This is a genomic window from Isoptericola sp. NPDC056578, assembly GCF_042793275.1.
In the GTDB taxonomy this organism is placed as follows: Bacteria; Actinomycetota; Actinomycetes; order Actinomycetales; family Cellulomonadaceae; genus Isoptericola.
Window position 1 is genome coordinate 46330 of sequence record NZ_JBHTVC010000001.1, and the last position, 23006, is coordinate 69335.

Below are 23006 nucleotides of genomic sequence, written 5' to 3' on the forward strand. Positions count from 1 at the left end.
TGACGCCTGACGCACGAAGGTCCCGGCCCCCGCGAGGGGACCGGGACCTTCGTCGTTCCTCCTGTCAGGCGATCAGGGCAGCGGCTTCAGGGCGACGTCGTAGACCGTGGTCTGCCCAGCCACGATCGGGGCGGTGCGGACGGCCGGGACGAACCCGTTCGCCGCGACGACGAGCTGGAGCGGCCCGTTGGCCTTGGGCATCCAGTACCCGTAGGTGCCGTCGGCCCCCGTGACGAGGGTCTTGTCGTACGCCTTCCCGTCGAGGTGCACGACGGCGCCGTCGAGCGGGCCGCCGCCGCCGGTCACCGTGCCGGTGACCTTGCCCCAGCCGGTCGGCGCCTTCACCGTCATCAGCGCCGCGACGGTGGGCGCCTCGTACGGGGTGTTCCCGGCCGCCGTGATCGTGGCCGAGTACGCCCCGGGCTGCTCGACCGCGGCGGTGAGGGTCACCGCGGCCTGCACGGACGCCCCCGGTGCGAGGGTGAGCTCGGGCGGCTGGACGTCCAGCCACTCGAGGCCGCCCCCGCCTCCCGACGTCTCGCCCGACACGTTCATGACGATGTGCATGCCGGGGTAGCCGATGTCGGCGGTGTCGGTCGGCTCCGGGATGGAGCAGGACTCCGACCGCAGGTACGACGGCGCCGTCTGGCCGGCGTCGTTGGACCCGATGAAGAACCAGCCGCCGGCCGGGACGTCGATCTCGACGACCAGCGTGCCGTCCTTCGGCACCTCGCCCTCGACCGGCACCGAGACGACCGTGCCGCCGGCGCTGGTGCCGGCCGTCGCCTCGGCGCTGCCGATCTTCGTCATGTTGGCGTAGGTCAGCGCCCCGTCCAGCGTGTACAGGTTCACGGTCAGCGGCTGCGCGACCCGGGCGGCCTCGACGGCGAACGACACGCTCTTCACGTCGAACGAGCCGTCGATGCCGAAGTCGCTCAGCGTGAACGTGCGCAGGTAGCCGTTGTCCTGGGTGGTCACCTGGTTGGTGCACGCCACCGAGTTGTTGGCCACGACGTCCTGCGACGCCGAGTGGGTCAGGGTCGTCTCGTCGAGGGGGACGGCCGACAGGTCGGGGGAGACGGTGCCCGCCTTCGCCCCGGACGTCGCCAGGCCGCCCTTCTTCCCTTCGGACGTGCCCAGCCCGGACCCGGCCGGTGTCGTCGACCTCGGCACGGTGGCGTCACCGGCGACGTGGCTGATCACCGCGCCGTCGTCGCCCTTCGCACCGAGCAGCTCGAAGCCGCCCTGGCCGGCGCCGAGGGAGACGTCCACCGGCTCCGTGCCGGTGTTCGTCACGCGGAACGCGCGGCTCGCGGTGGCGCCCATCCCGATCGAGGCGGAGACGCTCTCCTTGTTGACCTCGAGCCGGCCGGCGCCGAGCGCGACGTTCCGCGTCACGACCTGGCCGTCCTCCGTGAGGGTCGCGTTGCGGGTCGCGCCCGCGTACGCGTCCTTCGCGTAGGTGATGCCGTACCGCTCCAGCGGGAGCCGGGCCGCGTAGGCGCCGTCGGCGCCGGTGGTCACGACCGTCTCGTCGCCGTCGTCCTTCGACGTGATCGTGACGGTGGCGCCCTCGAGCGGCTCGTTCGTGTTCCCGTCGGTCACCGTGCCGGCCACGGAGCCCATGCCCGCGACGTCGTACGTGACGGACAGGCCGTCGGCGACGACCGGCGCGTTGTACGAGAACTGCGAGGCGACCGCGCCCGCCGCGTCCTCGATGCCGATCGTGGCGGAGTCGCCGCGCGCCGTGGTGGTGTCGGTGACGGAGCCGTAGCCGAGGGTGACCCGGCCGTCGGCGAGGAGGGTGGCGGAGAAGTTGACCCGGTCGGTCTCGGGCCGGTACTTGCGCACGTTGCGCCACTCGACGACGAACGCGTCGACGCCGTCCACCGTCGTCGTGGCGGTGTGGACGGACGACTCCGCATCGACGTTGAGGTCGTCCCAGAAGGGGTAGACCGCGGCGTTGGGCGCGGCCGCGCTCGGGAGCGCGCCGTTCGTCAGGCTCGTCGACGAGGTGAGGAAGTTCAGGAACCCGTTGGTCGACACGTACGCGGTGTCGTACGTCTCGCCGTAGAACGGGAAGACGAACGGCAGGTCGACGGAAGCCGCCTTGTCGTCTCCGGTGAGCGCCAGCAGCGTGTCGCCCGTCGCGACCCCGGCGGTGCCGGTGGAGCAGTAGTACCCGTAGGAGTCGACCAGCCGCTTGAGAGTGGCGTCGACGGACTCGTCGCCGTCCACCACGACCTCCGTGCTGAACGGCGCCGCGCACGTGCCCGCCGAGACGCCCAGGGTGTAGGTGCCGTCCGGCACGCCCGAGATGGCGTACGTGCCGTCGGCTCCGGTCGTGACCGGGTCCAGGGGGCCGGAGAGGGTGACGACGGCGCCCGGGGTGGGCGACCCGTCCTTCTCGGTGACCGTGCCGGAGACGGTGCGGGTGGGTGCCCGCTCCAGCGTGATCGGCAGGGTGACGGTCTCGTCCACGGCGACGGCGACGTCGGCCGGCGCCGAGGCGAGGAACCCGAAGGCCCGCGCGCTCACGGCGTAGTCGCCCACGGCCAGCTCGGCGGTGAACGCGCCGTCGTCGCCGGTCGCGACGGTACGGTCGCGGTCCCCGTCGAACGTCACCTCGGCGCCCGCGACGGGGGCGCCGTCGGCGGCGGTCACGGTGCCGGTGACGAGGCCGGTGTCGCCCACGGGCGCGGCGTCGAGCAGGGCCGTGACGTCGAGCTTGCCCTCGCCCCACACGTTGTTGTCCGCGGCGGTGCCGCCGCACGTCGTGTCGTCGACGTCGACCGCGGCGCCGTCGAGCAGGGCCTGCGTCTCCTCGATCTGGCCGACGAGGCTCGGCGCCGCGCTCCACAGCAGCGCGACCGCGCCCGCGAGGTGCGGGGCCGCCATCGACGTGCCGTTGTAGGAGGCGTAGCCGTCGCCCGGCACGGACGAGCGCACGTTGACGCCGGGGGCCGAGATGTTCGGCTTGGTCCCGCCGTTCTCCCCGGTGCCGCGCGACGAGAACGCCGCGATGGCGCCCGACGAGTCGAACGCGCCGACGGAGTACGTGGCCTCGTTGGCGCCCGGCGACGACGTGGACCGGCATCCCGGACCCTCGTTGCCCGCCGACCAGGTGCCGAAGATGCCGGCGGCCTCCCACGCGGCGATCTCCTCGGCCATGAAGTCGTCGATGGCGCCCGACGCGTCCAGGCCCCAGGAGTTGTTCACGACCTGGGGACGCTTGCTCGGGTCGGGGTCGCTGCCGTCCACCTTGGTGGGCGCGAGCACCCACTGCCCGGACTCGAGCAGGTCCGCGTCGGAGCAGGTGGAGCAGCCGTTGGCCGCGATCCAGTCCGCGCCGGGCGCGACGCCGATCTGGTTGCCGGCGCCGTCGTCGCCCACCATGGTGCCCATCGTGTGGCTGCCGTGGCCGTCGGTGTCGCAGGGGGAGCCACCGGCGCAGGCGTTCGACGAGTCGAACCAGTTGTAGTCGTTCACGATGCTGCCGTCGGCCTGCAGGCCGCGGTAGTGCGGTGCGAGCGCGGGGTGGTCGCCCTGCACGCCCGAGTCGATGTTGGCCACGGTGACGCCCTCGCCCGTGTACCCGAGGGCCCACGCGTCGTCGGCGTTGATGGCCTGCAGCCCCCACTCGACGGCCTGCGTGCCGCGGACGGGGGACTTGGTGCGCTCGACCGGCTCGACCAGGTCGAACTTCTGCGGCGCGGAGATCGCCTCGACCTCGGGGGACGCCGCGAGCGAGGTCGCGAGGGCGGCGTCGCCGTCGCGGACCAGGATGCGGTTGGAGATCCAGAAGGACTCGTGGTCGACGCCGGCGGCGTCGAGCTCCTTCACGAGGTCGGCCTGCGCGTCGCCCGCGACGGCGGTCAGGGTGTCGTAGACGTACTTCCCGCGGTCGTCCCAGTCGGCGATGTCCTTCGCCGCGCGCAGGTCGGCCGTGTCGGCGAGCTCGAGCCAGAAGTCGGCGGGGCCGGCGGCGAGGTCCTTCTCGACGGCGGTCCCGATCTTGTCCGCGGGGTCGGGGACGTCGACGGACGGGGCGAGCGGCGGGTCGTCGTCGGCGGCGAACGCCGGCGCGACCCCGACCGCGGACGTGGCGAGGAGGGCGACGGCCGCGCTCGTCGCGACCCACCCCCTCCTGCGGCCGGTCGACGTCCCCGTCGACTTGGTTCGCATCGATCTCGTGCGGATCGGTGAGTGCACGCTTCCTCCAGGTGAGGGAGCCCCCGGGTGCGGGGGCGTCGTGACGGGCGCCCGGTCGGGGCCCGCCCCCCAGCCCATCCGGCGATCCTCCGGCGGACAAGGACGGCCGGCGGCCAGTTTCCGGTCAACCCGGGGGCAGGTCCGGGTCGGTTCCGGGCGCCGTCGGCGGGCGGTTCGGTCTGAACTCTGATGGGCACCTGGGTAAACGATGTCCGCGACCCTGCCAGGAGCGCGCGTCGGACGGAGGACGGCAGATGCCCCCCAAGAACGTGGTCGAGCCGGTCGGCGGTTACGTGCTCTGCATCGGGCTGCCGCTGCAACGGGTGGGCGAGGTCGCCCGCCTGCTCCGCGGACGGGCGGCGGTGATCGCCACGGCGGACACCGACGGCGCGCGGACGCTCCTCGGCCAGCCCCCGCCCGCGGTGCTGCCCGACGACGAGGCCCCGCACACGCTCGAGGTGCACGCGCGCGCCCCCGCCGCGCCGTCGGGCGAGATCCCGGTCGTCGCCGTCGCGGCGGCCGACGTCCGGGCGCGGCGGATCGTGCTCGGCGCGCTCGAGGTCGACCTCGCGGCCCGGGAGGTCACCGCGCGGGGCGTGCCGGTGCACCTGTCGATCCGGGAGTTCGACCTGCTGGTCGCGCTCGCGTCCGCGCCGGACCGCGTGTGGTCGTTCGCCGAGCTGACCAGCACCGTCTGGCGCACCGGCTACCTGGGTGACCCGGACCCGGTGGTCTCCGCCGTGAAGCGGCTGCGCAAGCGGCTGCGCGTGCTGCCGGAGCTCCGGGTGTCGTCGGTGCGCGGCATCGGCTACCGGCTCGTGGTGCCCTCGTGACGGCGCCGCGCCGCCGATGTCACACCGCGTTCACCGGACGGGCCGTCGGCGTCACGCGCCCGTGACCATCCAGCGGTCGCCGCGGGCGCGCAGGCCGGTCGTGAGGGCGCGGGCGAGCATGAACACGCCCGCGAACGCGCCCCACAGCCACGCCAGCCCGATCGCGCCGTCGGGCGCCCAGGCGCGGACCGCGAGGGCGAAGGGCACGTAGACGACGAGGGTCAGCATCCCCGCCCACGCGAGGAAGCGGCCGTCCCCGGCGCCGATGAGGACGCCGTCGAGCACGAAGACCCAGCCCGCCATCGGCATGAGCACGCCGGTGACGACCAGGCCCGCGGTGATCGCGACGCGCACGTCGTGGTCGGACGTGAACAGCGGAGCGATCCACCACCCGGAGACGGCGAACACGACGCCGATGGCGACGCCGGCGCCGACGCCCCACTGGAGCGAGCGGCGCAGCACGGCGCGCACCCGCCCGACGTCGCCCGCCCCGAGGCCGTGGCCCACCAGCGCCTGCCCGGCGATGGCGAGCGCGTCGAGGGCGAACGCCGCGAGCCCCCACAGGCTGTTGACGACCTGGTAGCCGGCCAGCGCCGTCGCGCCCAGGCTGGTCGCGACCGCGACGGTGAGCAGGATGGCGAGTCGCAGGGACGCCGTCCGGACGAACAGCGGCGCGCCGGCCCGGGCGTTGGCCCAGATGCCCGCGTGGTGCGGCCGCAGCGAGGCGTGGTGGCGGCGGGCGCCGCGCACCACGACGACCGTGAGGACCGCCCCCATGCCGAGCTGGGTGGCGGCGGTGCCGATGGCCGAGCCCGCGATCCCCAGCCCAGCGCCGTACACCAGGACGACGGACAGGATGGCGTTCACGACGGCGCCCGTCGACGCCACCCACAGGGGGGTGCGCGTGTCCTGCAGGCCGCGCAGCACGCCCGTGGAGGCCAGGACCACGAGCATCCCCGGCAGGCCGAGCAGCGACCAGCGCAGGTAGGTGGCCGCGTAGCCCGCGATGTCCGCGCCGGCGCCCATCGCCCCGACCGCCCAGTGCGCCCCGACGGCGAGCACCGCGGCCAGCACGACGCCCAGCCCGAGGGCGAGCCACATGCCGTCGATGCCGGACTGGAGGGCGTCGCGGGTGCGGCCCGCGCCGACCAGGCGGGCGACGGCGGCCGTGGTGGCGTAGGCGAGGAACACGCACAGCCCGACCAGCGTGACGAGCAGCGTGGACGCGACGGACAGGCCGGCGAGCTGCGCGGTGCCGAGGTGCCCGACGACGGCGCTGTCGACGAGCACGAACAGCGGCTCGGCGACGAGGGCGCCCAGCGCGGGCAGCGCGAGGGCGAGGATGTCGCGGTCGATGCGGCGGCGGTCGCCCCTGTGGACAACCTTGTGGGCGGACGCGGCGGCCGGGTGACCCTCCGGCGGCGTCGGTGAAGGAGGGGTGGCGCCGGGGTGTCCGCCGTCTGGATCCGGGGTGCGGTGCACCTCACCCAACTTTTTTCTCCTCCACAGCCTGAGCGTAATGTCGTCGCAGGTCAGGAGCCTGCGAAAAGTTGTACACAGCCGATATCCCCAGTTGTGCACATGCCTGTCCACCGCCCGTGCACAGCCTGAGGCGCATATCCACAGGCTCGTCCACACCTGAGTCCACACCGTCGATTGCGCACGGTCGCGGGCGCGCCTAGCGTCGTCCGCGGTGTCAGAGGGCCACGGTAGAACGTGGACCTGACAGCGGGAGTCGATGTCCGGTGACGGACCGGACGCCGGCGACGGCGGGGGAGCGGGGTGAGCATGTCGATCGAGGAGCTCGAGGCGGGATATCAGGGGGCGCCCGGCGCCACCTTCGACCGCACACCTCCTCAGGACGTCGCCGCCGAGATGAGCGTGCTGGGCGGCATGCTGCTCTCCAAGGACGCCATCGCCGACGTCGTCGAGCAGATCCGCGGCAACGACTTCTACCGCCCCGCGCACGAGGCGGTCTACGACGCCATCATCGACCTGTACGGCCGCGGCGAGCCCGCCGACGCCATCACGGTCGTCGCCGAGCTCACCAAGCGTGGCGAGCTCGCCCGCGTGGGCGGCGCCCCGTACATCCACGACCTCATGGCCGGCGTCCCCACCGCCGCCAACGCCGGCTACTACGCGCGCATCGTGCAGGAGCGCGCCGTGCTGCGCCGCCTCGTCGAGGCCGGCACCAAGATCGTGCAGCTCGGCTACGCCACCGACGGCGGCGACGTCGAGGGCATCGTCAACACCGCGCAGGCCGAGATCTACGCCGTCACCGAGCGCAAGACCTCCGAGGACTACCTGCCGCTCGCCGAGATCATCGGCGGCACCATGGACGAGATCGAGGCCGCCGGGAACCGCGGCGAGGGCATGGTCGGCGTCCCCACCGGCTTCGCCGACCTCGACCGGCTGACCAACGGCCTGCACCCCGGGCAGATGATCGTCATCGCCGCCCGGCCGGCCATGGGCAAGGCCCTGGCGCTCGACACCCCGCTGCCCACGCCGCACGGCTGGACGACCATGGGCGACGTTGCCGTGGGCGACGAGCTCATCGCGGCGGACGGGACGCCCACGCGCGTCGTCCGAGCGACCGAGGTCATGACCGACCGACCCTGCTACGAGGTCGTCTTCGACGACGGCACCACCATCGTCGCCGACGCCCAGCACGAGTGGTCGACGAGCTTGTCCGGGAGCCCCGCCGACGCCACGATCCGGACCACGGAGAGCATCGTGACCTCGATGCGTTCCGGGGCTGCGCACACCGTCTCCCGACCCGGCGCCGCGTGGAAGATCGTCGATGTCGTCGCCGTCCGGTCGGTGCCCGTGCGGTGCGTCGAGATCGAGCACCCGTCGCACCTGTACCTCGCGAGCCGGGCGATGATCCCGACGCACAACTCGACCCTGGCCATCGACATCGCGCGGGCGGCGTCGATCAAGCACGGGCAGTCGTCCGTCGTCTTCTCGCTGGAGATGAGCCGCAACGAGATCACGATGCGTCTGCTGTCCGCGGAGGCGCGGGTCCACCTGCAGAAGCTGCGCAACGGCTCCATGGGCGAGGACGACTGGCAGAAGGTCGCCAAGGTGATGGGCCGGGTCTCCGAGGCGCCGATGTTCATCGACGACTCGCCGAACATGTCGCTCACCGAGATCCGCGCCAAGTGCCGGCGGCTCAAGCAGAAGCACGACCTGAAGCTCGTCGTGATCGACTACCTGCAGCTCATGACCTCCGGCAAGAAGGTCGAGTCCCGACAGCAGGAGGTCTCCGAGTTCTCCCGTGCGCTCAAGCTCCTGGCGAAGGAGATCGGCGTCCCGGTCATCGCGCTGTCGCAGCTGAACCGTGGTCCCGAGCAGCGGCAGGACAAGAAGCCTGCTATGTCTGACTTGCGTGAGTCAGGCTCGATCGAGCAGGACGCCGACATGGTGATCCTGCTGCACCGCGAGGACGCCTACGAGAAGGAGTCGCCGCGTGCCGGCGAGGCGGACCTGATCGTCGCCAAGCACCGTAACGGCCCGACGGACACCATCACCGTGGCGTTCCAGGGCCACTACTCGCGGTTCGTCGACATGCAGTCCTGACCGTATCCGCCGCCGTCATGTCGTGCCGCGTGGCCTTTCACCACAGGTCGCGCGCAGGGGGGTGAGAGGCCGTCCTCCGCGACCATGGGCTCCGGGCCGTCCCGTGGTCGGAGTGTCGGGAGGAAGCCCAGGATCCGGTCTGAGGATAGGCCCGGAACAGCCCCGCCACCCGCCTCGCATCGCTCCAGAGGGCGTGACCTGGCCGGGTGGACGTGGCAGAACGGCAGGCTAATCCGATTCGCCGGGGATCGAGCCCGGGGGCGGGCCGGGGCTCTTCGGCTCGTCGAGGGCGTCGGTCGAGGAGTCCGGCGTCCCTCGACGAGCCGGCGGGCCGGGGCTCTTGGGCTCGTCGAGGGGCTCGTCCGAGCGACGTGTGACTGGGTCGGTGGGATTGCCGGGACTCGTCGGTGCGGCGGGTTCGGAGTCCTCTGAGCTGCTCACGATGTCTCCTTCGGTGGTGGAGTGCGAGCGACGCACTGACGTCGATCTTCGCGCGGGGGCGCCGTGGTCGCACGAGGTGGTGAAGTCGCGATCGACGTGGCCACCGTGCCTGCTGGTCGGGCGTCTCCCGGGGCATGATGCCCCCGTGGACTTCTCGCAGCCGCCGGTGGTGCGGGTCGCGCCGGACCCCGAGCACCCGCTTCCCGCGGGCGCCTGGCCGCGCACCGTCCCCGCCGTCGAGCAGGTGCTGCGCGACGGGCTGGAGCTCGCGCCGGGCGTGACGTTCCTGGTGGGGGAGAACGGCAGCGGCAAGTCGACGCTCGTCGAGGCGGTGGCGGTCGCCTACGGACTGTCTCCGGAGGGCGGCACGGCGTACGGCCGGCACTCGACCCGTGAGTCCGAGTCGCCGCTGCACCGGGCCGTCCGGCTGCAGCGCGGCGTCGGGTCGGGGCGGTGGGGCTTCTTCCTGCGCGCGGAGACGATGCACGGCTGGTACACGTTCCTCGAGGAGCACCCGGGGCCGAGGGACCCGGTGTTCCACGAGATGAGCCACGGCGAGTCCTTCCTCGCGGTCCTCCAGTCGCGGTTCGACGGGCCGGGCCTGTACTGCCTCGACGAGCCGGAGGCGGCGCTGAGCTTCTCCTCCACGCTGAGCCTCATGAGCGTGCTCGAGGACCTGGCCGGGCGCGGTGGCCAGATCCTCTGCGCCACGCACTCGCCCGTGCTGGCGGCGCTGCCCGGCGCGACGATCCTGGAGGTCGGGCCGTGGGGCCTGCGCCCGACGACGTGGGACGATCTCGAGCTGGTCCAGCACTGGCGCGCGTTCCTCGACGCGCCGGGCCGGTACCTCCGCCACCTGCTCGGCTGAGCGTCGCCGGCGCACCGGGCCGGAGCAAGGGCGCGTCAGCGCGGCTGCCAGCCGCCGTCCTCCCGGACGGCGCGTCCGATCCGCCTGCTGATCTCCCGCAGCTGCCGGGTCTGCGGCGTCGTCAGTCGGTCCAGCACGAGCTGGTGGACGAGGCGCACGTGGCCGGGGGTCGCGTCCCGGACCTTCGCCCGTCCGGGCTCGGTGAGGACGGCCAGGGTGTAACGCCCGTCCGAGGGGTCGGGCGTGCGCCGCATCCATCCCTGCGTCTCCAGCCGCGAGGCTGCCCGCGAGAGCCGCGAGAGCGTGCTGTTCGCGTAGCCCGCCAGGACGCTCATCCGGAGGGTGTCGTCGGGTGCCTGGGCCAGGGCATACAGCACGCCGTACTCGAAGTGGGACAGCTGTGCGTCGCGCTGGAGCTGGGCGTCCAGCGCGGGGGGCAGCCACTCCAGCACGGTCGCCAGGGCGGCCCAGGTCTCCAGCTCCTCGCCCGTGAGCTCCTCGGGGGCGGCGGCGCGCGTCTCAGGGTCCTGCATGACCGCCAGCGTACGGGTATCGGCCCGGCCAGCAGTAACTTGCTCAGGAAAGTCATCCCTGCCTAGTCTGCACTTGCCTGGGCAAGTGAACCAGGCGGACGACGACGGGAGGGCAGCAGGTGGACCTGGGGCTGGCAGGCAAGAGGGCGTTCGTGAGCGGGTCGACGCAGGGCATCGGCTTCGCCGTGGCCGAGGCGCTGCTCACCGAACGGGCATCGGTGGTCGTCAACGGGCGGACCGAGGACGGCGTCGCGGCGGCGGTGCGAAGGCTGGAGGAGACGGTGCCCGGCGCGGCGGTCTCCGGGATCGCGGCAGACTTCGCGGAGCCCGACCAGGTCCTGCGGCTGAGCGAGACGCTGGGCGAGGTGGACGTCCTGGTGAACAACGTGGGCGTCTTCGACGTCCAGGCGTTCCAGGAGGTCCCCGACGACGCGTGGCAGCGGTACTTCGACATCAACGTCATGAGCGGCGTCCGCCTGTCCCGGCACGTGCTGCCCGGCATGCTGAGCCGTGGCTGGGGCCGCGTCGTCTTCGTGAGCAGCGAGTCCGGCGTGGACGTCCCCGCCGACATGACCCACTACGGGACGACGAAGGCCGGGGCGCTGGCCCTGGCCAACGGCCTGGCCAAGCTCACCCGAGGGACGGGCGTCACGGTCAACTCGGTCCTCGGCGGTCCGACGTACTCCGACGGCGTCGCCCGGGCCGTCGAGGACCTCGCTCGGGCCCAGGGCGTCCCCGCGGACCAGGTGCGGAGCGCGATCGAGGCGGCGAACCGGACGTCGCTCCTGCAGCGGTTCATCGAGCCGGCCGAGATCGCGAACCTCGTCGCCTACCTGGCGGGCACGGTCTCCTCGGCCACCAACGGCGCCGCGCTGCGCGCCGACGGAGGCGTCCTCACGACGACGCTCTGACGGACCGCTCGGTCCGCCGGGGCTGCGGTCGGCTCCCGCACGACCAGCCGGGTGGCGAGCTGGACGGGGTGAGAGTCCGGCCGTTCCCCGCGCGCCTGCTGCAGCACGGTGCGCAGGCGACGTGCACCGTCGCGGGGACGTCGGCGGCACTCCGGCCTTCGGACCGTCGTCGTGCCGGAGGGGGACGACCGGCGCACGGGCGTCCGACCACGGGCGGACGCCCGTGCCTCGGCACCACCCCTAGGTTCAGGACGTGCCCGACACGACACCGTCCCGCGACCGTGCGGTCGCCCCGTCGTCACCCCGCCCCGCCGGCCCTGCGTCGACGCCTGCGTCGACGCCTGCGCCGTGGGGACGGCCGTGGACGCGCGGCGCCGTCGTGCTCGTGGCGAGCCTGCTCCTCGGCGGCCTGACGTCGTTCGCGCAGGGCGTCCTGCCGGCTGCGGTCGTCCCGGTCGCGAACTCGGCGAGCGGCTGGACCCTGGTCTCCGCGGCCCTGGTCTTCTGGTGGGCGGCGGCGACGGGGGCCCGCACGTGGCAGGCCGCGGTCCTGGGGGCCGCGAGCTTCGTCCTCCTCGTCCTGGGCTACACGTTCGCGGCGGACCTGCGCGGCCTCGTGTACCGGCCGTTGCTGTTCAGCGTGGTGGGGGTGGTCGTCGGCCCGTTCGTCGGGGTCGCCGCCGCATGGCTCCGCCGCCCGGGGACCCGCGCCGCGCTCGGCACGGCGCTGCTCGCGGGCGTCGGCGTCGGCGACGGGGTCTACGGCCTCACCACCGTCGCGGACACGACGGGCGCGACGTACTGGGTGGCGATCGGTGTCGTCGCGGTCGTCCTGCTCGCGAGCATGCTCGCGCGCAGCCTCCGCGGCGCGCTCGCCGTCGCGACGGCCGTCGCCGGCACCGCCGTGGTCGCGGCGCTGTTCGTCGTCGCCTTCCGCGCGCTCGGTGGGGCCGCCTGAGCCGCGACGGCTCCGGAAGCGGACTCTGCGCCCATGACACCGTGGCGGAGGCGGCGAGTCCCGACCGGGCGAACTCCGCAGGGGCGCCGTCGCCCCGCCTACTCCTGCCAGGAGTTGCCCGTCTGGACCACGGCGAACGTCTCCGGGGAGTCGTTGCGGAGCGGGACCTGGCCGGCACGCAGCCCGTCGAGGCGGGTGCGGGTGATCCGGGCGGTCCCGGCGACCTCGCTCCGCACGGTGACGCCGTCGCCCGCGGGTCCCTCGATGGTGTTGCCGCGGAAGGTCAGGTCGTGGTGGTACCGGTCGACGAGGACGCCGGGCCCGAGCGAGCCGATCTGCCCCCCGGCCCGGGAGCCGTTCCACCCGGCCCCGCCGGTGTTGAGAGGTCGCCCAGAGGGTGTCCCACGAGGTGGACGCCGCCCGGGGCGGGCGTGAGGACCCGGTCCCGGGCGGCGTCCGTGCTGGTCGGGCGTCCGTCAGGTGCGCGGGGCGTCGGACAGGGGCACGGCCGCGGGTCGCTCGCAGACGCTGGCGACGGAGACGGACGTCCCCTTCTCGACGGCGGTGAGCAGCGACGTCATGACGTCGAGCACGTGGTACGCCAGGTCGCCGTTCGCCCGGGCGGTGGCGCCGGGCGGGGTGGCGGCCAGGTCGGCCAGGCCGTAGCCGCGGCCGGCGTCGCGGTACCCGGCGCTCACGGGGAGGTCCTCCCACGCGCCGCCGAGCCGGTGCAGCTCGACGGTGCCGTCGAAGCCGTTGGGGTCCGGCACGACGAGCGAGCCCTGGTCCCCGTGCACCTCGATGCGCGACGCGTGCGTCGCGACGGCGTCGAAGCTCATGACGAGCGTCGACAGCGCGCCGGACTCGTGGCGCAGCACGCCGGAGACGTGGGTGTCGACGTCGACGGGCACCTGCTCGCCCGCGCGCGGCCCGGAGCCGATGGTGCGGGTCGCCCGCGCGCGGCCGGCGCTGCCGACCACGGACTCCACCGGGCCGAGGAGCGTGACCAGCGCGGTCACGTAGTACGGGCCCATGTCCAGCAGCGGGCCGCCGCCGGGCTGGTAGTAGAAGTCCGGGTTCGGGTGCCAGCGCTCGTGGCCGGGGGTCACCATCGTTGCCGTCGCGGCGACGGGCGTGCCGACCAGGCCGTCGTCGACCGCCTTGCGCGCCGTCTGCACCCCCGTGCCCAGCACGGTGTCCGGCGCGCAGCCCACGCGCACGCCGGCGGCGCGGGCGGCGTCGACGATGGCGCGCGCGTCGTCGGTCGTGGCGGCGAGCGGCTTCTCGCCGTACACGTCCTTGCCCGCCGCGATCGCCTTGAGGGCGACCTCGGCGTGCGCGGCGGGGATCGTCAGGTTGAGCACGGCGTCGACCTCGGGGTCGGTGACGAGCTCGTCGACGGTGAGGGCCCGCACGCCCTGTTCGGCGGCGACGGCGGCCGCGCGATCGGCGTCGAGGTCCGCGACGGCGACGAGCCGCACCGCCCCGCTCCCCAGCGTCCCGAGCCGCTCGAACGTGCTCAGGTACTGGCCGGAGATCGCCCCGACGCCCACGATGCCGATCCTCAGCGGCTGGCCCACAGGATGCCCCTCTCGATGATGGTGCGGACGTTCGGGTCGTTCACGACGTCCAGGTTGTGCCCGGGCGTCGAGACGAAGACTCGGCCGTCGCCCCACTGCCGGGTCCACACGGCCGGGCAGGTCACGGGCCGGTGCCACGGGTGGTAGTCGGGCGCGGCGATCGTGGTGGTCGCCAGGACGTCGTTGTACTCGTCGCTGAGCACCCAGTACTGCTCGGTGGTGAGCTCGAAGTCGGCGATCCCGGCGACGATCGGGTGGTCGGCCTTCTCCGGCACGACGTCGACCGTGTACCGCACGAAGCAGTCCGTGCCGTCGCCCGGCAGCTCCTCGCGCGGTGCCTTGGCCGGGTGGGTGGCGAACTGCCCGCCGATCAGGTGCAGGTAGTCCGAGCTGTTGCGGTACGAGTCGGCGATCCCGCCGTGCCAGCCCGCGAGGCCGGTGCCCGCCCGGACCGCGGCGGTGAGGCCGCGCAGCTCGTCGTCGGCGATCGTGCTCATCGTGACGGTCTGCACCACGACGTCCACACCGGCCATGTAGTCGGCGTCGGCATAGACGGTGGTCTCGTCCTCGACGTGCACCTCGTAGCCCTGCCCGGTGAGGAACGGGACGAACGAGTCGGTGGTCTCCACCGGCTGGTGCCCGTCCCACCCGCCCCTCACGACCAGCGCTCGTCGCTGTCTGCGGTCTGTCATCTGCAACTCCCGTTGTTGCGCAACTACATGGTGGCTCTCGACTGTGCCCGACGAGTCTTCCATGGGAGAAGTTCGCCCTTCAAGGGGTGAGAGACGATCCATCTGGGCCAAATAGTTGCGCAACTTCTGTGGGCGTCGCTAGAGTCCGGACGTGCCCGCCGACCGCCCCACCACGCTCGCCGACGTCGCCGCCGCCGCCGGGACCACCGTCCCCACGGTCTCCAAGGTGCTGCGCGGCCGCTCCGACGTCTCCGCCGCGACGCGCGCCCGCGTGATGGCCGCGGTCGACGACCTCGGCTACCGGGGCCGGGCGGGCCGGGGCGTCGCTCCGCGGGGGGAGCGGCCGCCGCTGGTGGACCTCGTGCTCAGCGGCGTCGACGGGACCTGGGCCAACCGTGCCCTGAGCGGCGTGGAGCAGGCGGCCACCGCGGCCGGCCTCGACATCGTCGTCTCGGTGGCCCGACCTCCGGACGACGCGTGGCTCACGCGGCTGCTCGCGCGGCACTCGCGCGGTGCCGTCGTCGCGCTCGTCGACACGACGCGCGAGCAGCTGGCCACGCTCACCGCGGCGCGCGTCCCCGTCGTCCTGCTCGACCCGGTGACCCAGCCGCCGCGGACCGTCGCGAGCGTCGGCGCCACCAACTGGGCCGGCGGCCGGGCGGCCGCCGAGCACCTGCTGGGCCTGGGCCACCGGCGGCTCGCGGTCCTCGCGGGCCGTCGCCGGCACCTGTACAGCCAGGCCCGCGTGGACGGCTTCCGCTCCGCGGCCGCCGAGGCGGGCGCCGAGCTGCCCGACGACCGCGTCGTGCACGGCGACTGGACGCGGGCCGGCAGCGCTGCGCTCGCGGGCGGGTTGCTCGCCGGCCGCGGCCGCCCGACCGCCGTCTTCGCCTGCTCGGACACGATGGCGCTCGGGGTGTACGACGCCGCGTCCGCCGCCGGTCTCCGGGTGCCGGAGGACCTCGCCGTCGTCGGCTTCGACGACCTGCCCGAGGGGGAGTGGGTCCACCCCGGCCTGACGACCGTGCGCCAGCCCATCGCGCAGATGGGCGCCGCCGCGCTGCGGATGCTGCTGCGCCTCGGCGACGAGCCCTCCGCGCAGCCGACGACGGACGCGCCGCGCGAGGAGCTCGCCACCACGCTCGTCGTACGCGGCTCGACGTCGACCCCGGACCGGTCGGCCGGGTAGGTCAGAACAGGCCGCCGTACCCCATCGCGACGAGGTTGTCGTGGGAGGTGCGCAGGCACTCCAGCGCGGTGCGGCCGTAGAACTCGTCCTGCTCCACGAGCAGGTACTCGGCCCCGACGTCCAGGCCCGTCTCGACGATCGACGGGAAGTCGAGGTTCCCCTCGCCCACCTCGGCGAACTGCACGATCTGCCGCAGCTCCTCCTGCCACGGGCCCTGGTCGCCGGCGTCGATCGCCTCGTACACGGCGGGGGAGAGGTGCCCGATCCGGTAGTCCTTGAGGTGCACCATCGCGATCCGGCCCGCGTACCGGCGCAGCGTGCGCACAGGGTCCAGGCCGCCGCGCTGCACCCAGTGCACGTCGATCTCGAAGCCGACGAGCGGCGAGCGCTCGGCGACGACGTCGAGCAGGTGCCGCCCGTCGTACCTCGCGAAGTCGACGTGGTGGTTGTGGTAGTAGAGCCGGATGCCGTGCTCGGCCAGCGCGGCCGCGACGTCGTTGCACCGGTCGGCGAACTCCTCGACCCGCGCCGTCGTCGCCATCGCCGCAGCGGGGAGCATGCCGATGCGGATCATCCGGGCGCCGAGCATCTGCGCGTCGGCCACGAACGTGTCGAGGTCCCTGCTCAGAGACGGCGCGCCCGGCGGGGCCGTGAGCCCGCCGGAGATCGACGCGATCTCCACGCCGAGGTCGTCGCGGACCTTGGCGAGCTCGGCGACGTTCTGCGGGCTCATCTCGACCGCGGAGATCTCCGCGGCCCGGTACCCGAGGTCGCGCACCTCGCGGAAGGTCTCGAGGATGCCGCGCTTCGCGAACTCGTCGCGCAGCATCATCGTCTGGACGCCGATCCTGGTCACCGGGGCTCCTTCGCCATGGGGTGGGGGGTGGGGTGGGGGGTGGGGTGGGTGCCGCGCACCGTGGCCGCGATCTCGAACCGGGCGGCGAGCTCTGCGCCGCCCGCGAGCACGAGCGGCCCGAGCGCGTCGTCGTCGGGGTCGTAGGGGCGGCACGCGGGCTCGAGCGCGACGGCGTCGACCGCGCCCCACCAGGGGAAGCCGGCGGTTGCGCGGTGCTCCTGCCACACGTGCACGTGGGGGAACAGGTCGGGGTCGAAGCGGAGCACGACGGCGACCCCGGCGGCGTCGTTGCGCAGCTCGACGTCGCCGCGCCCCTTGGCCCGCAGGGACTGGAAGCCGCCCGAGGGCTCACCGTCGCGCGGGAACGCGGCCTCGACCGGGTCGCCGCCGAGGGTCACGGTCGAGCCGGGCCCCGCGAGGGCGCCGCCGAACGCCGGGTGCTCCGTCCAGGTGAAGGCGACGGGCCGAGGCGCGTGGTTGGCGACGCGCTGCTCCACCTCGAGGCCGGCCGCGGTGGCGCGCACCGTGCGCCGCACGGTCAGCGGGACGGTGCGCAGCACGACCTCGAGCGTGCAGGAGCCGGCGTCGTGCGCCAGCACCCGCCACCGCCGCCACGCGGCCTCGCCGTGGAACGGGTGCTGCACCCCGTCGACGGTGCGGGCGTCGCCCGCGTGCGGCACGAGCGTGTGCCAACCGCCCGCGTACCGGCGGTGCCACTCCTCGTTCGAGCTCGCCGACGGGAACGCGCCCGACCAGTCCTCGTCCTCCCAGGGCAGCCGCAGCAGCAGCTCCGTGCCGGTGGGCGTGTGCACGAGGGACGCGACGCGCGCCCCGGTCGGGTCGACCTCGACGGCGTGCTCGCCGCCGGGGGAGCGCAGCCGCAGGCGTCCCGCTGACGTCATGGCAGTCGTGGCGGCCGCCGTCACGAGATCGAGTACTGCCGCGTGCGCCGCACGGAAGGCGCGAACGAGGCGTGGAAGATCGTCGAGGCGGCGCCCACGGCGCCCGCCTCGTCCTGGACGAGGGACCGCTCGACGACGACGTGCCGCGCGTGGTGCGCCGTCGGGAGGCTGTTCACGGCGCGGTCGATGGTGTCCACGAGGAACGGCTGCAGCTCGGGCGCGAACGCCGGGCCGCCCACCACCAGCAGCGGCAGGTCGAGCAGGTCGATGAGCGCCACGGCGCCGAGGGCGATGACGTCCGCGATCTGCTGCGCGGCCGCGACGGCGGCGGGGTCGCCCGCGCCGACCTCCGCGCACATCTCCCGGAAGCTGCGCGCCGTGCCCGCGTACCCGAGCTCGCGGGCGATCTCGGGCAGCGCGACGGTCGGGTTGCACTCCCGGACGAGCTGCGGGCCGCCGTCCTCGTCGACGAGCCCGAGCCGGATCGCGCACAGCTGGCCGAACTCGCCGGCGTTCGCGCTGCCGCCCCGATAGGTCTCGCCGTTGAGGACGAGACCCGAGCCCATGCCGGTGCCCACGTAGAGGTAGACGAAGTCGCCGGCGCGCTCCGTCCGGCCGATCCACCGCTCGCCCACGGCGGCCGCCGCGCCGTCCTTCTCGAGGACGACGGGGCAGTCGAGCCGCTCCGCGAGCATGCTGCGCAGCGGCACGTTGCGCCAGGCGTGCGACAGGGGCAGGTCGAGCAGCTGGCCGTCGATCGTGATCGGCCCGGGCGCGGCGACGCCGACACCGAGGAACGTCGCGGCGTCGATCCCGGACGCGACCACGACGTCGTCGACGGCGTCCGCGACGATCTCCACGAGCGCCTCGGGCGCGACCTCGGCGTCCAACGGGACCGTGCGACGCTCGAGCACCGCCCCGTCCAGGTCGGTCAGCACGACCGACACCAGCTCCGGGTCGACGAGCACGCCCGCCGCGTGCGCTGCCTCGGCCCGCAGCCGCACGGGGGTGCGCGGCTTGCCGAGCCGCTCGGTCCGCTCGGCGGCGCCCTCGGCGAGCAGGCCGCGCTCCAGCAGCCCGCGCAGGATCCGGGACACGGACTGCTGCGTGAGGCCGGTCTGCTGCGCGATCTCCGTCCGCGAGATGGTGCCCGCGATCCGGATGGTCTCGATGATCGTCGCCTCGTTGAAGGACCCGAGGTCGTACTGGTTGGCGCCCGGCTGGCTCCGGTCGCCCGCCGGCCGCGGGCGGCGCGAGGCGTAGGGCCGGACGTCGCCCTGGCGCTGCCTCGAACGGTCGGTCAGCTCGGTCACGGCGCCTCCAGCGCTCCGTCGGGTCGGCGGACGCCCGCGGCCCAGGCGTCGTGTCCGGAGAGCTCGGCGGGAAAACGGGCCGCCGCCTCCTCGTCGACGTCGATTCCCCAGCCCGGCGCGTCGTTCGGGACCAGCCAGCCGTCCTGGATACGCAGGGTCCCCGGGAAGACCTCGTGGGTCGCCTCATTGTAGAGGTGGCCCTCCTGGATGCCGAAGGCCGCGGAGGTCACGTCGAGGGCCACGTTGGCGGCCGCGCCGATCGGCGACGTGTCGCCCGGGCCGTGCCACGCCGTCTTCACCCCGCAGAGCTCGGCGAGGTCCGCGAGCTTGCGCGCCGGCGTCAGGCCGCCGATGTCGGAGACGTGCGAGCGGATGAAGTCCACCCCGCCGTCGCGCACGAGCCTGACGGCGTCCGGCAGGGACGTCGTGAGCTCGCCGACCGCGATCGGCACCGGGCTGGCGGCCCGCACCTCGGGCAGCCGGTCCCAGTGCTCGGGCGGCAGCACGTCCTCGAGGAAGTACGGGCGGAACGGCTCGACGGCGCGCGCCAGCCAGACGGCGTCCTTCGGGGTGAGGCGCGAGTGCACGTCGTGCAGCAGCTCGACGCGGTCGGGCAGAGCCTCGCGCACCGCCTCGAACAGGCCGGGCACGCGCCGCAGGTAGTCCCGCGCGCTCCAGCCGTTCGGGTACGGGGCGTCCGGGTACTCGGTCGGCACCGCGGGCGCGCCGTACCCGCCACCGCCCGGCGTCGAGAGCTGGATGCGCACGTGCCGCCACCCGGCCTCCACGAAGCCCTGCGCCTGCTCGACGACCTCCGCCGCCGTGCGCCCCGCCGCGTGGATGTAGGTGTCGGCCGCCGCGCGGACCTTCCCGCCCAGCAGCTCGTGCACCGGCATGCCCGCCCGCTTGCCGGCGATGTCCCACAGGGCCTGGTCGACGCCGGAGATCGCGTTGTTCGTCACCGGGCCGCCGCGCCAGTAGCCGGAGAACGCGGCGAGCCGGGTGAGGTCGCCGATGTCGCCGGGGTAGCGGCCCACGAGCAGCCGCGCCAGGTGCTCGTCGACGAACGTGCGCACCGCCTTCCAGCGCTGCGTGAACGTGGCGCAACCCAGGCCGTACAGGCCGGGCACGTTCGTGTCGATCCGCACCACGACCAGCGCCGTGCCCTCGGGGGCGGTCGTGATGGCGCGGACGGACGTGATCCGGATGTCCTCCCGGGGCGGCCAGGGGTTGGCGAAGGTGTCGAGCGGCAGGTCGTGCGGCATGGCGGGGATCAGTGCTCCTTGCTGGCGATGGTGCCGGAGGTCGTGCGAGGGGCGGTGCCGGGCAGGTCGAGCGTGGGGAGGTCGATCTCCTGCTCCGCGCGGAAGCCGATGAGCTCGCGAGCAGGGGTGAGGTCGATCGGCACCTCGCGCCCGACGAACCGGCGGGTGCGGGGGACCTGGGGCGCGTACGCGTCGAGCAGGTCCTCCGTCCGGTACGGCGCGAGGGTGCGGTTGGCGGCGAGGAAGAACGCGTGCGCGCCGGTGGTGGCCGCCGTGAGGGACAGCTCGACCGCGCGCGCGGCGTCGTCGGTGGTGAGGTACGACCAGCCCTCGAGCACGCCGGGGCGCGGGTCGTCGGTGAGCTGGCGGGCCTGGGCGCGAAGCGCCTCCGCGGAGTTCACGTGCGGGAAGCGCAGCGTGACGACGTCGATGCCCCAGTGCCGCCACGCCATCCGGGCCGTGCTCTCGTCCTGGTGCTTGGACAGCGAGTACCAGTCGGCGATGTCGACGGGCAGGTGGGTGTCGTACGGGACGTACGCCGGCCACACCTCGTGCACGTTCTGCGGCAGCCCGCACGCGTTGATGCTGCCGGCGACGACGGCCCGGGAGATACCGAGCGCCCCCGCCTGGGCGAGCACGTTGAACGTGGAGACCACGTTCGTCGAGTAGACGTCGTACGGCGGGGCGATGTCCCGGTGCGCGAGGGCGGCGAGGTGCACCACCGCGGAGACGCCGTCGAGCGCGTCTGCGACGTCGTCCTGCGACGTGGTGTCGCCGACCAGGACCCGGTCCGCCTCGAGCGACGGCGCGTCGTCGATGGACAGCGCCGTCACCCACGCCCCGGCGGCCCGCAGCCGCCGGGTGACGACGCTGCCGATCCGCCCCGACGCACCGGTGACGAGGATCTTCGTGCCTTCGACCGTGCTCATCCCTTGATCCCTCCAGCCGTGCCGACCCCGCGCAGGAACTGCTTCTGGAAGATCACGAACAGCACGACGGGGATGATGATCGTGAGGAAGACGGCCGCCATCTGCACCGACAGGGGCGCCGTCCCGGCGGCCAGCTTCGGCAGCATCACCGACACCGGCTGCAGGTCGGGGTTGGACAGCACCAGCATCGGCCACAGGAACTCCTTCCACGCGCCGACGACGGACAGCAGCGCGACCACGCCGATGATCGGCCGCGACAGCGGCAGGATGACCATGGACAGGATCCGCAGCGGTCCGGCGCCGTCGATCTTGGCGGCCTCGAGGTACTCCCGGGGGATCGAGTCGAAGAACCGCTTGAGCACGATGACGTTGAAGGCGCTCGCGGCGGACGGCAGCCACACGGCCCAGAACGTGTCCTGGAGCCGGATGTGCAGCAGCGGCATGTCGAGCACGGTGAGGTACAGCGGCACGAGCGAGATGACGCCGGGCAGGAACAGCGTGGCCAGGATGGCGCCGGTGAGCCACGGGCCCCACTTCGGTCGCAGCACGCTGAGCAGGAACGCGGCCGCGACGCTGACGACCAGGGTCGCGACGGTCGAGCCCACCGCGAGCATCACGGTGTTGCCGAGGGACTGCCCGATCTGGGCGCCCTTCCAGGCGAGGGCGAGGTTGCCCCACTCGTTCGGCGTGAACCAGATCCCCATCGGGTCGGACACGATCGCCTGGCTGCTGGAGACGGACGCCTTGGCGGACCACAGGAGGGGGCCGAGGCAGGCGACGATCAGGCCGACCAGCAGCACGCCCTGGATGAGCGTGAGCCAGAACCGGACGCTGCGGCGCTTGCGGTCGCCGGCAGAGATGAGGCCGCGGGTCTTGGGCTCCTCCGAGGCGCGCCGTCGGCGGCGGGATGCCCGGGGCGGGGGCGCGGCCGCGGGATCGGGGGCGGGCACGGTGGTCGTGGCCCGCGAGGCGTCGACGACGCTCATGACTGGCTCCACCTCTTGGTCGCGTAGTAGTAGACGACGGAGAGCAGGCCGAGGAAGGCGGCCAGGAGCACGCTCAGGGCCGTCGCGGCGCCGAAGTCCCCGTTGACGAAGGCGTAGTTGTAGATCTTCAGCAGGATGGTCTGGGTGGCGTTGTTGGGTCCCCCGCCGGTGAACAGGAACGGCTCCGTGAAGATCTGGAAGGTGCCGATGAGCTGCAGCAGGAGCATCACGAGGATGACGCCGCGCAGCTGGGGGATCGTGATGTGCCAGACGCGGCGCCAGATACCGGCACCGTCGATCTCGGCGGCCTCGTACAGCTCGGTCTGCACGGTGGCCAGCGCGGCGATGTAGATGATCGCCGTCGAGCCGGCGCCCGCCCAGGTGGCGTAGAGGACGATCGACGGCATGGCCATCGCCTCGGAGTTCAGCCAGGGGTACGGGCCCAGTCCGATCCACCCGAGCATGGTGTTGAACATGCCGGCGGACGACGGGTCGAAGAAGAACTTCCACAGCAGGATCGCGGCCACGGGCGGCACGATGGCGGGCAGATATGCCAGCGCGTTGTACAGGCCGTCGTGCTTGCGCAGCTCGTTGATCATCACGGCGAGAAAGATCGGGATCGGGAAGCCGATCACCATCGCGAGCAGCGCGAAGTAGGCCGTGTTGAGCGCGGCCTGCGCCAACCCGGGGTCGGACAGCACGTACTCGAAGTTGCTGAGCCCCACCCACTGGGCGGGGGCGATGAGGTTGGTCTTCTGCAGGCTCAGCACCAGGCCCTGGATGACCGGGCCCCAGCTGAAGTACGCGAAGACGAGGACGACAGGGATCGCGAACAGCACGGCGTGCAGACCGCCGCCCCGGTACCAGCGGGTGATGCCGGGGCGCGGTCGCACGCGCGGCACGGCGGCCGGCGCCGCGAGGGTCTTGGACAAGGCGATGCCTCCCTTCGGGGGACCGGC

Annotated in this window: 19 protein-coding genes; 6 read left to right on the forward strand and 13 right to left on the reverse strand. The window is 73.4% G+C overall.

Features of this window, described 5'->3' with window-relative positions; all coding sequences use genetic code 11:
* Positions 1 to 72 precede the first annotated feature (72 nt).
* Entirely contained in the window at positions 73 to 4185 is a 4113-nt protein-coding gene (locus ACFQ80_RS00195) for a carboxypeptidase regulatory-like domain-containing protein (RefSeq protein ID WP_430562105.1), read from the reverse strand.
* A gap of 281 nt (positions 4186 to 4466) precedes the next feature.
* Here ACFQ80_RS00195 and ACFQ80_RS00200 point away from each other — a divergent pair, with 281 nt between their 5' ends.
* On the forward strand, positions 4467 to 5045 hold the full coding sequence (locus ACFQ80_RS00200) for a winged helix-turn-helix domain-containing protein (RefSeq protein WP_430562106.1): 579 nt from the start codon (positions 4467 to 4469) through the stop codon (positions 5043 to 5045).
* Positions 5046 to 5096: 51 nt separating this feature from the next.
* Here ACFQ80_RS00200 and ACFQ80_RS00205 read toward each other — a convergent pair whose 3' ends face one another.
* Positions 5097 to 6401 (reverse strand): MATE family efflux transporter, encoded by a 1305-nt coding sequence (locus ACFQ80_RS00205; RefSeq protein WP_430562213.1) that lies wholly within the window; start codon positions 6399 to 6401, stop codon positions 5097 to 5099.
* 432 nt (positions 6402 to 6833) lie between these two features.
* Here ACFQ80_RS00205 and dnaB point away from each other — a divergent pair, with 432 nt between their 5' ends.
* Positions 6834 to 8624 (forward strand): replicative DNA helicase, encoded by a 1791-nt coding sequence (dnaB, locus tag ACFQ80_RS00210; RefSeq protein WP_430549388.1) that lies wholly within the window; start codon positions 6834 to 6836, stop codon positions 8622 to 8624.
* A 586-nt stretch (positions 8625 to 9210) separates the two neighbouring features.
* Positions 9211 to 9933 (forward strand): AAA family ATPase, encoded by a 723-nt coding sequence (locus ACFQ80_RS00215; RefSeq protein ID WP_430562107.1) that lies wholly within the window; start codon positions 9211 to 9213, stop codon positions 9931 to 9933.
* Between the two features lie 35 nt (positions 9934 to 9968).
* Here the strand turns inward: ACFQ80_RS00215 and ACFQ80_RS00220 are convergent, their stop codons facing one another.
* Positions 9969 to 10466, reverse strand: a complete 498-nt coding sequence (locus ACFQ80_RS00220) for a MarR family winged helix-turn-helix transcriptional regulator (RefSeq protein WP_430562108.1) — start codon at positions 10464 to 10466, stop codon at positions 9969 to 9971.
* A 152-nt stretch (positions 10467 to 10618) separates the two neighbouring features.
* On the opposite strand from ACFQ80_RS00220, the gene ACFQ80_RS00225 reads away from it, so the two are divergent.
* A complete protein-coding gene (locus ACFQ80_RS00225) occupies positions 10619 to 11377 on the forward strand; it encodes an SDR family NAD(P)-dependent oxidoreductase (protein ID WP_430562109.1) in 759 nt (252 codons plus the stop codon).
* A gap of 253 nt (positions 11378 to 11630) precedes the next feature.
* The gene (locus ACFQ80_RS00230) at positions 11631 to 12335 is read left to right on the forward strand and encodes a DUF6518 family protein (RefSeq protein ID WP_430562110.1); all 705 of its coding nucleotides are present in this window, start codon (positions 11631 to 11633) and stop codon (positions 12333 to 12335) included.
* 98 nt (positions 12336 to 12433) lie between these two features.
* Here ACFQ80_RS00230 and ACFQ80_RS00235 read toward each other — a convergent pair whose 3' ends face one another.
* From ACFQ80_RS00235 to ACFQ80_RS00245, 3 genes are all read right to left on the reverse strand, one after another.
* On the reverse strand, positions 12434 to 12571 hold the full coding sequence (locus ACFQ80_RS00235; protein ID WP_430562111.1) for a hypothetical protein: 138 nt from the start codon (positions 12569 to 12571) through the stop codon (positions 12434 to 12436).
* A gap of 240 nt (positions 12572 to 12811) precedes the next feature.
* On the reverse strand, positions 12812 to 13915 hold the full coding sequence (locus ACFQ80_RS00240) for a Gfo/Idh/MocA family protein (RefSeq protein WP_430562112.1): 1104 nt from the start codon (positions 13913 to 13915) through the stop codon (positions 12812 to 12814).
* A complete protein-coding gene (locus ACFQ80_RS00245; protein ID WP_430562113.1) occupies positions 13900 to 14607 on the reverse strand; it encodes a ThuA domain-containing protein in 708 nt (235 codons plus the stop codon). Before ACFQ80_RS00245 ends, ACFQ80_RS00240 begins: the two co-directional genes overlap by 16 nt.
* Before the next feature lie 151 nt (positions 14608 to 14758).
* Here ACFQ80_RS00245 and ACFQ80_RS00250 point away from each other — a divergent pair, with 151 nt between their 5' ends.
* Positions 14759 to 15796: a LacI family DNA-binding transcriptional regulator gene (locus tag ACFQ80_RS00250; RefSeq protein WP_430562114.1), complete on the forward strand. Its 1038-nt coding sequence runs from the start codon at positions 14759 to 14761 to the stop codon at positions 15794 to 15796.
* Between the two features lies 1 nt (position 15797).
* On the opposite strand, the gene ACFQ80_RS00255 is transcribed toward ACFQ80_RS00250, so the two are convergent.
* From ACFQ80_RS00255 to ACFQ80_RS00285, 7 genes are read right to left on the reverse strand one after another with little or no spacing between them, the layout of a single operon-like run.
* Positions 15798 to 16652, reverse strand: a complete 855-nt coding sequence (locus ACFQ80_RS00255) for a sugar phosphate isomerase/epimerase family protein (protein WP_430562115.1) — start codon at positions 16650 to 16652, stop codon at positions 15798 to 15800.
* Complete coding sequence (locus ACFQ80_RS00260) at positions 16649 to 17554, reverse strand: hypothetical protein (RefSeq protein WP_430562116.1); 906 nt, start codon at positions 17552 to 17554, stop codon at positions 16649 to 16651. Before ACFQ80_RS00260 ends, ACFQ80_RS00255 begins: the two co-directional genes overlap by 4 nt.
* Before the next feature lie 20 nt (positions 17555 to 17574).
* Positions 17575 to 18867, reverse strand: a complete 1293-nt coding sequence (locus ACFQ80_RS00265) for an ROK family protein (protein ID WP_430562117.1) — start codon at positions 18865 to 18867, stop codon at positions 17575 to 17577.
* The gene (locus ACFQ80_RS00270) at positions 18864 to 20132 is read right to left on the reverse strand and encodes an enolase C-terminal domain-like protein (protein WP_430562118.1); all 1269 of its coding nucleotides are present in this window, start codon (positions 20130 to 20132) and stop codon (positions 18864 to 18866) included. The genes ACFQ80_RS00265 and ACFQ80_RS00270 overlap by 4 nt, the downstream gene beginning before the upstream one ends.
* Before the next feature lie 8 nt (positions 20133 to 20140).
* A complete protein-coding gene (locus ACFQ80_RS00275; protein WP_430562119.1) occupies positions 20141 to 21061 on the reverse strand; it encodes an NAD-dependent epimerase/dehydratase family protein in 921 nt (306 codons plus the stop codon).
* Entirely contained in the window at positions 21058 to 22047 is a 990-nt protein-coding gene (locus ACFQ80_RS00280; protein WP_430562120.1) for a carbohydrate ABC transporter permease, read from the reverse strand. Before ACFQ80_RS00280 ends, ACFQ80_RS00275 begins: the two co-directional genes overlap by 4 nt.
* Positions 22044 to 22979 (reverse strand): carbohydrate ABC transporter permease, encoded by a 936-nt coding sequence (locus ACFQ80_RS00285; protein ID WP_430549373.1) that lies wholly within the window; start codon positions 22977 to 22979, stop codon positions 22044 to 22046. The genes ACFQ80_RS00280 and ACFQ80_RS00285 overlap by 4 nt, the downstream gene beginning before the upstream one ends.
* Positions 22980 to 23006: the final 27 nt, after the last annotated feature.